Annotated in this window: 14 protein-coding genes; 3 read left to right on the forward strand and 11 right to left on the reverse strand. The window is 68.8% G+C overall.

All coding sequences use genetic code 11. The annotated features are described in order from the left end of the window. Positions 1-47: 47 nt before the first annotated feature. The 5 genes from rpsD to ACHFGS_RS11905 all read right to left on the reverse strand — a co-directional run bounded on the left by rpsD (position 48) and on the right by ACHFGS_RS11905 (position 4,542). Positions 48-677: a 30S ribosomal protein S4 gene (gene rpsD / locus ACHFGS_RS11885; RefSeq protein WP_394289489.1), complete on the reverse strand. Its 630-nt coding sequence runs from the start codon at positions 675-677 to the stop codon at positions 48-50. A 170-nt stretch (positions 678-847) separates the two neighbouring features. Next, positions 848-1,483 carry a hypothetical protein gene (locus ACHFGS_RS11890; protein WP_394279403.1) on the reverse strand — a complete coding sequence of 212 codons (636 nt, stop codon included), beginning with the start codon at positions 1,481-1,483 and terminating at the stop codon, positions 848-850. Between the two features lie 4 nt (positions 1,484-1,487). Beyond that, on the reverse strand, positions 1,488-2,189 hold the full coding sequence (locus ACHFGS_RS11895; RefSeq protein WP_394279434.1) for a hypothetical protein: 702 nt from the start codon (positions 2,187-2,189) through the stop codon (positions 1,488-1,490). A 107-nt stretch (positions 2,190-2,296) separates the two neighbouring features. Beyond that, positions 2,297-3,214: a tetratricopeptide repeat protein gene (locus ACHFGS_RS11900; protein ID WP_394279404.1), complete on the reverse strand. Its 918-nt coding sequence runs from the start codon at positions 3,212-3,214 to the stop codon at positions 2,297-2,299. After that, on the reverse strand, positions 3,211-4,542 hold the full coding sequence (locus tag ACHFGS_RS11905) for a replication-associated recombination protein A (protein ID WP_394279405.1): 1,332 nt from the start codon (positions 4,540-4,542) through the stop codon (positions 3,211-3,213). The genes ACHFGS_RS11900 and ACHFGS_RS11905 overlap by 4 nt, the downstream gene beginning before the upstream one ends. 109 nt (positions 4,543-4,651) lie before the next feature. Here ACHFGS_RS11905 and ACHFGS_RS11910 point away from each other — a divergent pair, with 109 nt between their 5' ends. The 3 genes from ACHFGS_RS11910 to ACHFGS_RS11920 all read left to right on the forward strand — a co-directional run bounded on the left by ACHFGS_RS11910 (position 4,652) and on the right by ACHFGS_RS11920 (position 6,969). Further along, the gene (locus ACHFGS_RS11910; protein WP_394279406.1) at positions 4,652-4,981 is read left to right on the forward strand and encodes a dioxygenase; all 330 of its coding nucleotides are present in this window, start codon (positions 4,652-4,654) and stop codon (positions 4,979-4,981) included. Positions 4,982-5,050: 69 nt separating this feature from the next. Continuing rightward, positions 5,051-6,304 carry a DUF349 domain-containing protein gene (locus ACHFGS_RS11915; RefSeq protein WP_394279407.1) on the forward strand — a complete coding sequence of 418 codons (1,254 nt, stop codon included), beginning with the start codon at positions 5,051-5,053 and terminating at the stop codon, positions 6,302-6,304. 83 nt (positions 6,305-6,387) lie between these two features. Then, complete coding sequence (locus ACHFGS_RS11920) at positions 6,388-6,969, forward strand: type IV toxin-antitoxin system AbiEi family antitoxin (RefSeq protein ID WP_394279408.1); 582 nt, start codon at positions 6,388-6,390, stop codon at positions 6,967-6,969. Here ACHFGS_RS11920 and ACHFGS_RS11925 read toward each other — a convergent pair. The 6 genes from ACHFGS_RS11925 to ruvA form a co-directional block, all read right to left on the reverse strand. Beyond that, on the reverse strand, positions 6,956-9,220 hold the full coding sequence (locus ACHFGS_RS11925) for a RelA/SpoT family protein (RefSeq protein ID WP_394279409.1): 2,265 nt from the start codon (positions 9,218-9,220) through the stop codon (positions 6,956-6,958). The two genes, ACHFGS_RS11920 and ACHFGS_RS11925, sit on opposite strands and share 14 nt — an antisense overlap. A gap of 68 nt (positions 9,221-9,288) precedes the next feature. Beyond that, the gene (gene secF, locus ACHFGS_RS11930; RefSeq protein ID WP_394279410.1) at positions 9,289-10,278 is read right to left on the reverse strand and encodes a protein translocase subunit SecF; all 990 of its coding nucleotides are present in this window, start codon (positions 10,276-10,278) and stop codon (positions 9,289-9,291) included. After that, the gene (gene secD, locus ACHFGS_RS11935; RefSeq protein WP_394279411.1) at positions 10,278-11,993 is read right to left on the reverse strand and encodes a protein translocase subunit SecD; all 1,716 of its coding nucleotides are present in this window, start codon (positions 11,991-11,993) and stop codon (positions 10,278-10,280) included. The genes secF and secD overlap by 1 nt, the downstream gene beginning before the upstream one ends. Before the next feature lie 40 nt (positions 11,994-12,033). Further along, positions 12,034-12,498 carry a preprotein translocase subunit YajC gene (locus tag ACHFGS_RS11940; RefSeq protein ID WP_394279412.1) on the reverse strand — a complete coding sequence of 155 codons (465 nt, stop codon included), beginning with the start codon at positions 12,496-12,498 and terminating at the stop codon, positions 12,034-12,036. Positions 12,499-12,573: 75 nt separating this feature from the next. Beyond that, a complete protein-coding gene (ruvB, locus tag ACHFGS_RS11945) occupies positions 12,574-13,599 on the reverse strand; it encodes a Holliday junction branch migration DNA helicase RuvB (protein WP_394279413.1) in 1,026 nt (341 codons plus the stop codon). After that, entirely contained in the window at positions 13,592-14,203 is a 612-nt protein-coding gene (gene ruvA / locus ACHFGS_RS11950; RefSeq protein WP_394279414.1) for a Holliday junction branch migration protein RuvA, read from the reverse strand. Before ruvA ends, ruvB begins: the two co-directional genes overlap by 8 nt. Between the last annotated feature and the right edge of the window lie 14 nt (positions 14,204-14,217).

Raw genomic sequence — 14,217 nt, forward strand, 5'->3', positions numbered from 1 at the left:
CATCTAGCGTAGTTCAGTTCCGGTGCGGCAGGCCGCGCCGGAGGCGACTAGCGTGCTGCGTAGTACTCGACGACGAGCTGAACTTCACAGGTCACGGGGATCTCGATGCGCTTCGGGGCGCGAACGAGACGGGCCTGCAGCTTGTCGAGTTCGACCTCGAGGTACGGCGGGAGCTTGGGCAGCAGGTCGACGTGACCGCCGGCCGCGGCAACCTGGAAGGGCTCGGTGCCCTCGCTCTTGGCCTTGACGTGGATGAGCTGACCCGGCTTCACGCGGAACGACGGGCGGTCGACGAGCTGGCCGTCGACGAGGATGTGACGGTGCACGACGAGCTGGCGGGCCTGCGCGGTGGTGCGGGCGAAGCCGGCACGCAGCACGAGGGCGTCCAGACGCATCTCGAGCAGCTCGACGAGGTTCTCACCCGTCAGGCCGTCCTTGCGACGAGCCTCGTTGAACGTGTTGCGCAGCTGCTTCTCGCGGATGCCGTACTGCTCGCGCAGACGCTGCTTCTCGCGCAGACGGACGGCGTAGTCGCTGTCCTGCTTGCGCTTGGTGCGGCCGTGCTCACCCGGAGCGTAGGGACGCTTCTCGAGGTAGCGGGCGGCCTTGGGGGTCAGTGCGACGCCGAGGGCGCGCGAGAGGCGCACCTTACGGCGGTCCTGGGACTTCGTTGCCACGAAATCTTCCTTCCATGACGTGGCCGCGTCTTTCGCAGCTCACGGGCGTATCGCCGCTCCTCGCCCTTTCGGACTGCACGCCGGGGCACGCCGAAAGGTGGGAAAGAGAAGCGGGGATGCCCGAAAACACGGTTTCGAGCCGATCAAGCCTAACAGATCGGCCCTGAGACTCAGTCTGCGTCTGCGCCGGTGATCTCCACCCGGGCGAACCGGGTGCCCTCCATCACCGTGATCTTGATCTCCGCATCGCCCAGCGACCCGGCATTCAGCCCGAACCGCGCCGCGATCTCCGCCGGCGAGGCGTTGCGCAACTCCTCCGCCTCGCTCGCCGGGGCGAGGAACTTCATCGATCCGGAGTCATTGCGCCCGTACGCGTCGGGGTCGTCCTGACCGATCGCGTCCTCGTAGAGCTCTTCCACGATCTGCTGCGGCACCTTCTTGGGGACGCCCTTCACTTCGTCGAAGACGTCGCCGGGAATGTTCCGCACGTCCTGGCCCACGGTCTGGCCGAGGTCGCGCGCCGCGTTGTAGTCGGGGGCACGATGCTGCGGGACGTGATCCCGCGAAGACCACCCTTTGACCGCGTCGGTCACGATGTTGTACTCCTTGGCATGCGAGCGCGGCTTGTCGGCGCGGCGGTGCTGCGGTGAGTGATTGCTGTTGCGACGGTCCCAGGCGCGGATGCGATCGGCATCTGCCCGGTGCTTGCCGCCGCGCTTGCGGAACGCGCCCGAGAACCCGGTCTTGAACTCCCGTCCCGCGCCGTCCAGCGCATCGACGATGTCGCGCATCAGCTTCTTGAGCATCACGTCAATCTCCCGAGATCTGCAGGTTCGCGAGGTCAGCCAGGAGCCGGTCGGTGAGCTCCTCGACGTCGGCGGCGTGCGCATCCATGTCGTCGGCGGCCTGGTCGAGCGCGGCGAGGTCGGCGGCGAACTCGTCGGCGTCGCCGAACGTGTCCTCCACCACCGACGCGTCCAGGAGCGCCGCGACGAGGCCGGGCACCTCGTTGGCGAGCGGCTCGACAGCCAGCGGCAGCACCTGATTGACGACCTGCTCGATCGTCGCCTCCATCGCCATCGAGAAGAGCTTCTTGCGCGCGAGGATGAGGGCTGCGGCGCCACCGGCACCGAGCGGACCCGCCGCGAGCAGCGGAATGAGATGAGCGAGCGTGATGGTGACCTCGACGATCACCTTGAGCTTCAGCGCCAACACGATGTCCGCGGCGAGGTCGATCCCGGTCGCGGCAGGCCCCAGCACATCGAGCAGCTTCTGGATGTTCTGCGAACGGTTGCGGTTCCAGCCGTCCACCTGCGCGAGGGCGGTCCGCCCCTTCATCGCCGTGGCGAGCTCCCCGTTGATGCGACTGTCAGCGGCCTGGACGAGGGTCTCCAGATCGCTCCGGTAGGTCCGCACGTAGGTGGCGGCCTTGCGCACCTCGTCCTCGTCGATGTCGGGCCATTCCAGGCCCATCTTGTCCATGATCCAGATCAATTCGTTCGGCAACATCATGCCCACCACGACCACCTCCTGCGCGCGACGGTAGCCAGCACGGATGCGAAACGCGATGGGGAGATCACCCCATGTCCGTTGTGCTATACGCAGTCCGTCTGCCGGCGTCACCCGTCGGCGTCGAGCGCGCAGGCGAGCTCCAGGGCGCCGTCCGGGTAGAACGGCAGTTCGCCCGCCTGGAGGTCTGCGAGGCGGTACCAGCCGACCTCGGTGTGCCCGTCGATCACCGCGATTCGACCGTCCAGCGGGAGGGCATCGGTCTCGGGGCTTCGTGCGGCGAAGACGAACGCCACCTCGTGCCCGCGGGTTCCCGGACCGTCGACGAAGATGTTCTCCACGACGGCGAGGAGACGGCGCGTCGTGACAGAGGCGCCGAGCTCTTCGCGGAGCTCACGGACGACCGCATCCTCCGCGCGTTCGCCGAAGTCGATACCGCCGCCGGGCGCACGGAGATACGCGCCGCGCTCGCGGTTCTCGGGATACCGTTCCGCGAGCACCCACCCGTCACGCACGATCAGGGCGACGGCGATCGAGCGCACCCGAGGCCTCGCCGGGAGCTCCGCGGCATACGCGGCGACGGACCGGCCGTACGCGGGAAGTGTCGGAGCGAGATCGGCCAACACGCGACGCAGCGCGGGGGTGGGCTTGTCGTCGTCGTGGAGCGCGAGCGCGAGGAAGGCCCGGGCGGACGGAGCGAGCGGGTCCTCCTCCGGGACACCGCGGAGCAGGGCGATCGCCCCGGACGAGTCGCCGACGTTGCGGAGCGAGCTGGCGAGCTGGATCGTCGCCTCCGTGCGACGGATGCCGCTGAGACCCGCCGAGAGGGCAGCACGGTAGAGCGGAATGGCCGCGGTCTCCTGACCGAGGAAGTCCTCCACCGAGGCTGCCTCGAACAGCGCCTCCGGGTCGCCCTCTTCCCGTTCGGCGATGAGGCCGGCCATCTCGGATCGGAGCGCGGCGGGGTCGAGTTCCTCGGCGGCGGCCCAGAGCGAAGCGACCCGGTCGTGCCAGGGCAGCGCGCTCATGCGTCCCCTTCGAGGATCTTCCGGATCTTCTCGACGCGAGCGGAGATATCCCGCTCCACACCTCGTCCGGTGGGCTCGTAGTACCGACGACCCCGCAACTCATCGGGAAGGTACTGCTGGGTCGCGACCCCCACCGGCAGGTCGTGCGGATAGACATAGCCCTTGCCGTGGCCGAGCCGCTTCGCTCCCGGGTAGTGCGCATCGCGCAGGTGCGCGGGGACGCGCCCGAACCCGCCCGCGCGGACGTCGGCCATGGCGGCGTTGATCGCGTTGTAGGCGGCGTTGGACTTCGCCGTCGTCGCGAGATAGGCGGTCGCCTCGGCGAGCGGGATCCGTCCTTCCGGCATCCCGATGAACGCGACGGCGTCAGCCGCAGCAACGGCGATCTGCAACGCCTGCGGGTCGGCGAGACCGATGTCCTCGGATGCCGAGATGACCAGGCGCCGCGCGATGAAGCGCGGATCCTCCCCCGCCTCGATCATCCGGGCGAGGTAGTGCATCGCGGCATCCACGTCGGATCCTCGGATCGACTTGATGAAGGCACTGATGACGTCGTAATGCTCATCGCCCTGCCGGTCGTAGCGCAGCAGCGCCCGGTCGACGGCTTGCGCGACCTGCTCGGCGGTCACGACCGGCCGCTCGTCGTCGGCGCCCGGCTCCGCCATCATCGCGGCGGCTTCCAGCGAGGTCAGCGCCCGGCGCGCATCGCCGGACGCGAGATGCACGAGCGCCGCGCGCGCCTCGGGGGAGAGTTCGACGGCGCCGGCGAGCCCGCGCGGGTCGATCACGGCGCGGTCGATCAGCATGCCGAGGTCCTCGTCGGTGAGCGGCTGGAGGGTCAGCAGCAGCGACCGCGAAAGCAGCGGCGAGATGACCGAGAACGACGGGTTCTCGGTGGTCGCGGCAATGAGGATGACCCAACCGTTCTCGACGCCGGGGAGCAGGGCGTCCTGCTGCGCCTTCGTGAACCGGTGGATCTCATCGAGGAAGAGGATGGTGGACACGCCGTAGAGGTCGCGCTGGTTCATCGCCTCCTGCATGACCTCACGGACGTCCTTCACGCCTGCGGTCACGGCCGACAGCTCCACGAACCGGCGACCGGAGGTGCGTGCGATGGCCTGCGCGAGCGTCGTCTTGCCCGTGCCGGGCGGGCCCCAGAGGATGACCGACACCGCTCCCCCGGTGGATTTCCCGGGGTCTGCCAGCGCAACCAGCGGCGAGCCGGGACGCAGCAGGTGCCCCTGGCCGGCCACTTCGTCGAGGGATGCCGGGCGCATACGAACCGCCAACGGCGTCGCCCCACGGAACAACGCCTCACCCATCGCCATCCCTCCAGGCTATCTGCGCCCACGGACACCGCGTCCGGTTTGATCGCGGGAGCGCCCACTGCATAAGGTTTCGAAGGGCCCACCGGGGCCGACGATGGGAAGGTACGCCGTGGCAGCGGTCAGGAACGGCTCGCGCAAGAGCGTGCAGGAGCGCGAACGCGCCCGCCTCTACGAGGCCCGGCGGCGTTTCCATGCCTCGATCTCCCAGCGGCGCCGACGCGACAACGTCGCCGCCATCATCGTTGGCGGTCTGGTCATCGCGGGTGTCATCGGCGGTCAGGTCGCGTATTACACCCTGGGGCCGGGCGCTCCCTCGCCCTCTCCCTCCCCCACGGCGACGATGGACAGCACCCCCGCACCCTCCGCCTCGCCCACCGGATCACCGACGTCCTCACCCGCTCCCGCGACGCCGAGTCCGTCCGCGACACCGACCCCCTGACGCGCTCGTACTAGGCTGAGCGACGAATCCGACCCCCATGCGGCGAAAGCCGCCGACGAGGTGCACCCCGTGACTTCCGCCACTCCTGAATCCGCCGAGACCCAGCCCTGGGGACGTGTCGATGACGACGGCACCGTTTCCGTCCGCGAGGGCGACCAGTGGCGTGTGGTCGGCCAGTACCCCGACGGCACCCCCGAAGAGGCCCTCGCCTACTTCGAGCGCAAGTACGCCGATCTCGCCTCCGAGGTGACGCTCCTCGAGGTGCGCCGTCGCCGGGGCGGGGCTTCCGCCTCCGACCTGCGCAGCGCCGCTCGCACTGTCCGCGAGAAGTTGACGGATGCCGCGGCGGTCGGTGACCTGGCTGCTCTCGACGCCCGACTCACCGCGATGGAGGCCACGCTGAACGAGGCCACTGCGGAGGAGGCACAGGCCCAGCGCGCCGCCGTCGACGCGGCCGTCGCCGAGCGCGAGGCGATCGTCGCCGAGATCGAGGCCATCGCCGCCAAGGATCCCCGCTCGATCCAGTGGAAGCAGACCACCGCCGACGTGAGCGCCCTGTTCACCCGCTGGCAGGACCACCAGGCCAACGGACCGCGCCTGCCCAAGGCCACCGGCCAGCAGCTCTGGAAGCGATTCCGTGACGCGCGTGCCGTGGTCGACAAGCACCGCCGCGAGTTCTACGCCGGTCTCGACGAGCAGCACAAGACCGCCCGCGACGCGAAGACCCGTCTCGTGGAGCGTGCCGAAGCCCTCGCCCCGCAGGGAGAGGACGGCATCTCGGCCTACCGCGCGCTCCTCGACCAGTGGAAGGGCGCCGGCCGCGCCGGGAAGAAGGCCGACGACGCCCTCTGGGCGCGGTTCAAGGCCGCCGGTGACGTGCTCTACGGTGCGCGCATCGAGCGCGAGTCCGCCGACGCCGAGGCGTCGAAGGAGAAAATCGAGGCCAAGCGCGCCCTGCTCGAGCAGGCGGCGCCGATCGCCCGCGAATCCGACACCGCGAAGGCACGCGCAGCGCTGACAGCGATCCAGCGGCAGTGGGATGAAATCGGGCGCATCTTCCCGCGCGAGGCCGAGCGTGGCCTCGACGACCAGCTCCGCAAGATCGAGAACGCGGTCAAGCAGCGCGAGGACGAGGACTGGAAGCGCAACAACCCCGAGACCAAGGCGCGTCAGAACGACATGACGAGCCAGCTCCAGGACGCCATCACGAAGCTCGAGGAAGAACTCGCCGCGGCTGAGGCCGGCGGCGACAAGGCGGCCATCGCGAAGGCGAAGGACGCTCTCGAGGCCCGCAAGGGCTGGCTCCGCGCACTCGGCGGCTGACGACACAGCACGCTCGCCCGCCGGTTGTCCACAACAGCGGATGAGCGCACCCACGCGCCCGGAGTCTCGAACAGACTGCGGTTATGTGGCCGTTCCTCTACTTCGCCGGTGACCGTTTGACCGAGGCGGAGCTGCGCGCCGCACTTCTGGACGGAGACCTCGTCGACATCGGCGAGGGGTTCATGCCGGCTGATGCCGTGGAGACCCCGGAGATGCGCGCGGCATCCCTCCTCCCCCTCACCGGCGGCCATCGGGCGCTGACGCATGTGTCGGCGGCATGGGTCTACGGTGTGCGTCACGAGCCTCCGCTCGTCCACACCCTGCAGCGCGCGACGGCGACGCGGGCGTCTTTCCCCCTCGACGCCCGCGTGCGGTTCCGCGACCTGGCGCTCCCCGAGGCCGACGTCACGCAGATCGGGGGCGTCCTCGTCACCACACCGGTGCGCACCTTCGTCGACCTGGTACGTCGGCAGGTGGCCACGGGAACAGCGGATGCCACCATCGCGGCGTTCCTCCGGTGGCGGCCCTCACTGCGAGAGGACGGGCTGCGATGGCTTGACGCGTGCGGACCGGTCCACCACAAGCGTCCCGCCCGCGACGAACTGCTCCTGGGTGCAGCCCGCGGCGCAGCCCGCGATCAGGACGCGGAGCTCAGGACGTCGTGACGCGGTAGACGTCGTAAACGGCGTCGATGCGTCGCACCGCGTTGAGCACGCGGTCCAGGTGCACGGTGTCCCCCATCTCGAAGACGTAACGGCTGATCGCGAGCCGGTCGCTCGTCGTCTGCACCGAGGCGGACAGGATGTTGACGTGGTGCTCGCTGAGCACGCGCGTGATGTCGCTGAGCAGCCCCGAGCGGTCGAGCGCCTCAACCTGGATGTGCACGAGGAAGACGCTCTTCGAGGTCGGCGCCCAGGCCACATCGATCATCCGGTCGGGCTGGTCCTCGAGGGAGGAGACGTTCGTGCAGTCCGCGCGATGGACGGACACGCCGCTCCCCCGCGTCACGAACCCGACGATGTCATCGCCCGGAACGGGTGTGCAGCACTTCGCGAGTTTGACGAGGATGTCGGGCGCGCCGCGTACGAGCACCCCGGAGTCGCCGCCGCGCGGCGCCTTCGACCTGCCAACGGGGGGAAGGTCGATGGGGCCGGTGGTGGCCTCCTCCTCCGCGCGGACGAGGGCGGTGACCTTCTCGATGACCGACTGCGTCGAGACGTGGCCTTCGCCCACCGCCGCGTACAGGGCGGTGACGTCCTCGTAGCGGAGCTGGTGGGCGACGGAGGTGAACGAGTCCTGGTTCATCAGGCGCTGCAGCGGGAGGTTCTGCCGGCGCATGGCGCGCGCGATGGCGTCCTTGCCCTGCTCGACGGCCTCTTCGCGCCGTTCCTTCGTGAACCAGCCGCGGATCTTGTTGCGCGCGCGGGTGCTCTTGACGAAAGCGAGCCAGTCCTGGCTGGGCCCGGCGTCGGGATTCTTCGACGTGAAGACCTCGACGACGTCGCCGGAGTTCAGCACGGTCTCCAGCGGCACGAGCCGCCCGTTGACCTTTGACCCCATCGTGCGGTGGCCGACCTCGGTGTGCACCGCGTAGGCGAAGTCGACCGGGGTGGCCCCGGCGGGCAGGCCGATGACGCGCCCCTTCGGGGTGAAGACGTATACCTCCTTCGCACCGATCTCGAACCGCAGGGAGTCGAGGAATTCGCCGGGATCGGCGGTCTCGGCCTGCCAGTCGGAGATGTGCGCGAGCCACGCCATGTCCTGGTCGACGGCCTTGGGGTCGTTCTTCCCCCCGGCCATCTGCTCCTTGTACTTCCAGTGCGCGGCGACACCGTACTCGGCGTGCTGATGCATCTCGTGCGTGCGGATCTGGATCTCGACGGTGCGACCGCCGGGACCGATCACCGTCGTGTGCAGCGACTGGTAGAGGTTGAACTTCGGGGTCGCGATGTAGTCCTTGAACCGTCCCGGAAGCGGCGTCCACCGCGCGTGGATCGCGCCGAGCACCGCGTAGCAGTCGCGGACGGTCCCGACGAGGATCCGGATGCCGATGAGGTCGTAGATGTCGTCGAACTCGCGGCCCCGCACGACCATCTTTTGGTAGACGGAGTAGAGCTGCTTCGGGCGGCCCATGACCCGACCTCGGATGCGGAGTTCCCGCAGGTCGGACTCGACCGAGTCGATCACGGTGTGGACGTACTGCTCGCGCTGCGGGGTGCGCTGGCGGACGAGCGATTCGATCTCGGCGTAGAGCTTGGGGTGCAGGACGGCGAACGAGAGGTCCTCGAGCTCGCTCTTGACCGTCTGGATGCCGAGGCGGTGCGCGAGCGGAGCGTAGATCTCCAAGGTCTCGCGCGCCTTCTTGCCCGCCTTCTCGGGAGGGACGAATCCCCACGTGCGGGCGTTGTGGAGTCGGTCGGCGAGCTTGATCAGCAGGACGCGGATGTCTTTGGACATCGCGACGATCATCTTGCGGACCGTCTCGGCCTGCGCGGCGTCGCCGTACTTGACCTTGTCGAGCTTCGTGACGCCGTCGACCAGCATGGCGACCTCGTCGCCGAAGTCGACGGTCAGCTGATCGAGCGGATAGTCCGTGTCCTCGACCGTGTCGTGCAGCAGGGCGGCCGCGATCGCACGCGGACCGAGCCCGAGCTCGGCGAGGATCTGCGCGACCGCGAGCGGGTGGGTGATGTACGGCTCACCGCTCTGCCGCTTCTGCGACGCGTGCGCCTTCGCCGCGACCCGGTAGGCCCGCTCGATGATGGCGATGTCGCCCTTGGGGTGGTGCGTGCGCACCGTCCGCATGAGCTCTTCGAGCGCGTCGCGCGAAGGCGCGCGCGAGAAGATGCGCGGAACGAGACGGCGAAGCGATTGACCACCCGAGGCGGTCCCCGTCGGGGTGACCGGTTCGGCCATACGATCACCTCCGGTCGTTGCTCGCGCGCGTGTGGATTTGGACAATCCTACGCCCGCCCGCACCGCAGTCAGACCGCAGCGGAAGCGGCGGTACGGGCCTCGAGCACCCGCGCGTCACGAGCTTTGAGCGCCGGCTCGTTCTCCCGCAGCAGCGAGTAGAGCGGCGCCGCGACGAACAGCGTCGAGTAGGCGGCGACGATCGTTCCGACGAAGATCGACAGCGAGATGTCGGTGAGCGTCTGCGCCCCGAGCCACAGCGCACCGATGAACAGGATGGCCGCGGTCGGGAGCGCGGCGACGACCGTGGTGTTGATCGAGCGGATGAGGGTCTGGTTCACGGCGAGGTTCACGGATTCACCGAAGGTGCGGGAGGAGTTCTCGCCGTCTTCGTAGGTGTTCTCTCGGACCTTGTCGAAGACGACGGTGGTGTCGTACAGCGAATACGACAGGATCGTGAGGAAGCCGATCACCGCCGCCGGTGAGATCTCGAAGCCGAAGAGCGCGTAGATGCCGATCGTGACGACGAGCACGTCGACGAGACCGATCATCGCGGCGACCGACATCTTCCAGGTGCGGAAGTACAGCGCGAGGATGAGGAAGGTCAGCGCGAGGAAGATGGCGAGGCCCCACAGCGACTGACGGGTAACGCTGTCGCCCCAGCTGGGTCCGATGAAGGACGAGCTGACGTTTGCGGCGTCGACGTCGTATGCCTCGGCCAGAGCCGCCGTGACGTCGCGGGTCTCGGGGTCGGTCATCTGGTCGGTCTGCACGCGGATGGCGTCCTCACCGATCGTCGCGACCTTGGTCGTCGCTTCGGGGACGACCGACTGGACGGCCTCTGTGGCGAGGAGCTGGTCGGGCGTCGTGACGCTGTTGACCGTGAACTGCGAACCGCCGGTGAACTCGATGGAGAAGGCGATCGGACGGAAGAGCGGCACCAGCGCCGAGCCGATCACGAGGATCGCAGCGATGATGAACCACAGCTTGCGGCGCCCGACGAAGGGGAAGGAGGTCTTCCCGGTGTAGAGGTCGTTACCGAGATCGTTCATGGAGCGCATCAGTCGTTCCCCTCCCCCGCAGAGCGCGTATCCGCGCTCTGCTGTGCGAGCTTGCGCTCGGCGATCGTCTGGCGGCGCTCCGCCTCACCTCGTGCGCGCGACGTCCGTCGCTCCGCCGCGGTCTTGCCGGTGGCCGCCACCGGTGCGCGGAACTGCGCGCGACCGCGGTACACCGCGCCGAGCGCCCTCGGGTCGAGCCCCGACAGCGGGTGCCCGTCGCCGAAGAACTTCGTCCGCGCCAGCAGCTGCAGCACCGGGTGGGTGAAGAGGATGAAGATGAGGATGTCGATGACCGTGGTGAGGCCCAGCGTGAACGCGAAGCCCTTCACGGTCGCGTCGGCGAGGATGTACAGCACGACGGCGGCGAGGATGTTGATCGACTTCGAGATGTAGATCGTCCGCTTCGCGCGCGCCCAGCCGTCCTCGACGGCACTCGTGATCGACTTGCCGTCGCGCAGCTCGTCTCGGATGCGCTCGAAGTAGACGATGAACGAGTCGGCCGTGAAGCCGATCGTCACGATGAGACCCGCGACGCCGGCGAGCGAGAGGCGGAAGCCCATGCGCCAGGCGAGGATGCAGAGGGTGATGTAGGTCAGGATTCCCATCACCGCGAGCGAGGCGATGATGACGAAGCCGAGCGCGCGGTAGACGGTGAGCGAGTAGATCGCGACCAGGGCGAGGCCGATGAGGCCGGCGACAAGGCCGATCATCAACTGCTGGGAACCGAGCGTCGCAGAGATCGAGTTGCTGCTCTGGACCTCGAAGCTCAGCGGCAGAGCACCGTACTTGAGCTGGTCGGCGAGGACCTTGGAGCTCTCCTGGTCGAAGTTTCCGGTGATCTGCGGCTTGCCGTCGACGATGACCGCGTTCATCGAGGGCGCCGAGATCACGACGCCGTCCAGGACGAAGGCGAACTGGTTCTGCGGCGGCGACAGGTTGAACAGGCGCTGGCTGATCTCACCGAAGGTGTCCGCCCCGTCGCCGTCGAAGACGATGTTGACCGCCCACTGGCCGTTCTGCGAGTTGATGCCGTTGGTGGCGTCGTCGATGGCGGAGCCGTCGAGTTCGACCGGGCCGAGGATGTACTTCGCGCTGCCGTCGGCCTCACACGTGATCAGCGGCTGGTTCGCAGGCTCGTCGGCCGGCTGGTTCGCGTCGTCGGAGCAGTCATAGCTCAGGAACTCCGCGTAGAGGGCATCCGTCACCCAGGCGAGGTCGCTGCCGCCGGTCGGGGCGGGCGTCGGCGTCGCGTTCAGCGTCGGGTCGGGCGTGGGGTACGGCGTCTCCTCGCCGTCCTCGCCGACGTAGGAGGTCGCGGGCGCACCGGTGAAGAGCACAGCGCGAAGCTGCATCTGCGCCGAGCGCTCGATGCGGTCACGGGTCTCCTCGTCGGCCTGGCCGGGCAGCTGCACGACGATCTGGTTGCGGGCCTGGGTCGTGATGTCGGTCTCACCGATGCCCGAGGCGTCCACGCGCTGGCGGATGATCGAGACCGCCTGCTCCATCTGCTCGGGAGTAGGCTGCGCGCCCGCTTCGCCCTGCGCTTCGAGGATGATCTGCGTTCCACCCTGGAGGTCGAGCGCGAGCTCAGGGAGCCACGAGCTCTTGCCGAAGGCGTACACGCCGAGAGCGTTGATGCCGAAGAGCACAGCGGTGATCGAGATCAGCCCGATCAGCGCACGCCAGGCATGACGGACGGGAGTGGAAGTGGCCACAGGGGGAACTTTCGTCGAGCGCCGCCGAGGCGGCGGGAAATCAGGCCTTGGGCTTGTCGTCCGCGTCGGGCGTGCCGTCGACGGATGCCGGGGTCTCGCTCGCCGGCGCCTCGAACTCGGTGCGCGGCGCGGTGGACTCAGCGGGCGTGACGAGGTCGTCGCCGGGGACGTCTTCGGTCTCAGCCTCGGGCTCGACGATCCGCAGGATCGCCTGGCTGTGCACCTCGACGATCGCGCCGGGGGCGAGTTCGACGAGCGCGGGCTTGGACAGGTCGGTGGCGTCGTAGTCGACGATGGTGCCGTAGAGACCGCCCTGGAGGAGGACCTTCACACCGGGGAGCATCTGGAGGGCCTTCTTCTCCTGCTCCTCCTTCATCTTCTTCGTGCGACGACGCGAGCTCCAGAACATGAACACCAGCAGAGCCGCCAGCAGAATCAGCAGGCCGTAGTCAGAGAAGAAATTCCCTCCGGTGGCCGGGGTGGTCTGCGCGGTGAGGAACATCATGGACCGGGGTCCGCCTTTCGGGTGGCACGCCGCAACGACGCGGTAAGAGGGGATCAGGCCGATGGCCTTCAGCGATTATAGGTCATCGAGGGTCAGCGCCCCGTCGTGGCGCGGCACCCCGAGATGCGCATACGCCTCACGGGTCGCGACGCGTCCGCGGGGGGTGCGGCCCATGAATCCGATGCGCACCAGATACGGCTCGACGACCGACTCGATGGTGTCCGCCTCCTCACCCACCGCTACGGCGAGGGTGTTGAGCCCGACGGGGCCGCCGCGGAAGCGACGGACGAGCGCGTCCAGCACGGCGCGGTCGAGGCGGTCGAGCCCGAGGTCGTCCACGTCGTAGAGGTCGAGTGCGGCGGACACGTCGTCGATCGTGGCTTCGGTCGCCGACCCCCCGTGGACGACGACATAGTCGCGCACGCGTCGCAGCAGCCGGTTCGCGATCCGCGGGGTGCCGCGTGAGCGCCGCGCGATCTCGGCGCGCGACTGGGCCGGCAGCGCCACGTCGATCATGATGGCGGAACGGGCGATGACCTGCTCAAGCTCACCGGGGTCGTAGTACTCCAGGTGCGCCGTGAAGCCGAACCGGTCGCGGAGCGGATTGGGCAGCATGCCCGACCGGGTCGTGGCACCCACCAGGGTGAAGGGCGCGAGATCCAGCGGGATGCTCGTGGCACCGGCGCCCTTGCCGACCATGATGTCGATCCGGAAGTCCTCCATCGCGAGATAGAGCATCTCCTCGGCCGAGCGGGCCATGCGGTGGATCTCGTCGATGAACAGCACCTCGCCGGGCACCAGGCTCGACAGGAGCGCCGCCAGATCACCGGCGTGCTGGATGGCGGGGCCGCTGGACAGACGAAGCGGCTTCTCGCTCTCGTGCGCGACGATCATCGCGAGGGTGGTCTTCCCGAGTCCAGGCGGCCCCGAGAGCAGGATGTGATCGGCGGGACGCTGCTGGATGCGTGCGGCGTCGAGGAGCAGCTGCAGCTGGCCTCGGACCTTCGTCTGCCCGACGAACTCCGCGAGCGATGCGGGGCGCAGTGCGCCCTCGACGGCGAGCTCGACCTCGTCCTGAGCCTCCTCGCGCGGCTCAGCCACCGACCCGCTCCTTACGCGCCGGGCCGAGCTGGGCGAGGGCGAGCTTGAGCAGGGCCGGAACCGTGGCGCCGGCGGGCGCGTCGGCCATCACCGACTCGGCGGTCTCGGTCGCCACGCGCTCGTTCCAGCCGAGCGCGGTGAGGGCGGCGATCAGCTGCGCGGTGAGCGCACCGGAGGCGGGAGCAGCGGCATCCGCCCGAACGGGGGCGAGCAGCTTCCCCGCCAACTGCACGACGATGAGTTTCGCGGTCTTCGGACCGATGCCCGACACACGGCGGAACGGGGCGTCGTCCTCATCGGCGACAGCGCCGGCGATCTGGTCGACGGTGAGCGACGAGAGCACCCCGAGCGCGGACTTGGGACCCACCCCCGAGACGCTCAGCAGGTGGCCGAACACGTCGAGTTCCTCCCGCTGCTCGAAGCCGAAGAGCGACATCGAGTCCTCGCGCACGATGAGGGTGGTGTGCAGCAGGGTTTCGTCGCCGATCCGCAGCTGCCGCGCGTGCTGCGCGGTGACAGCGACCGCGTACCCCACACCGTGCACATCCACGATGACGGAGTCGGGCTCGAGGTGCAGCACGCGGCCGCGGAGGGACGAGATCATGCTCCGACCCTAGA

The sequence above is a fragment of the Microbacterium sp. genome (assembly GCF_043427715.1).
In the GTDB taxonomy this organism is placed as follows: Bacteria; Actinomycetota; Actinomycetes; order Actinomycetales; family Microbacteriaceae; genus Microbacterium.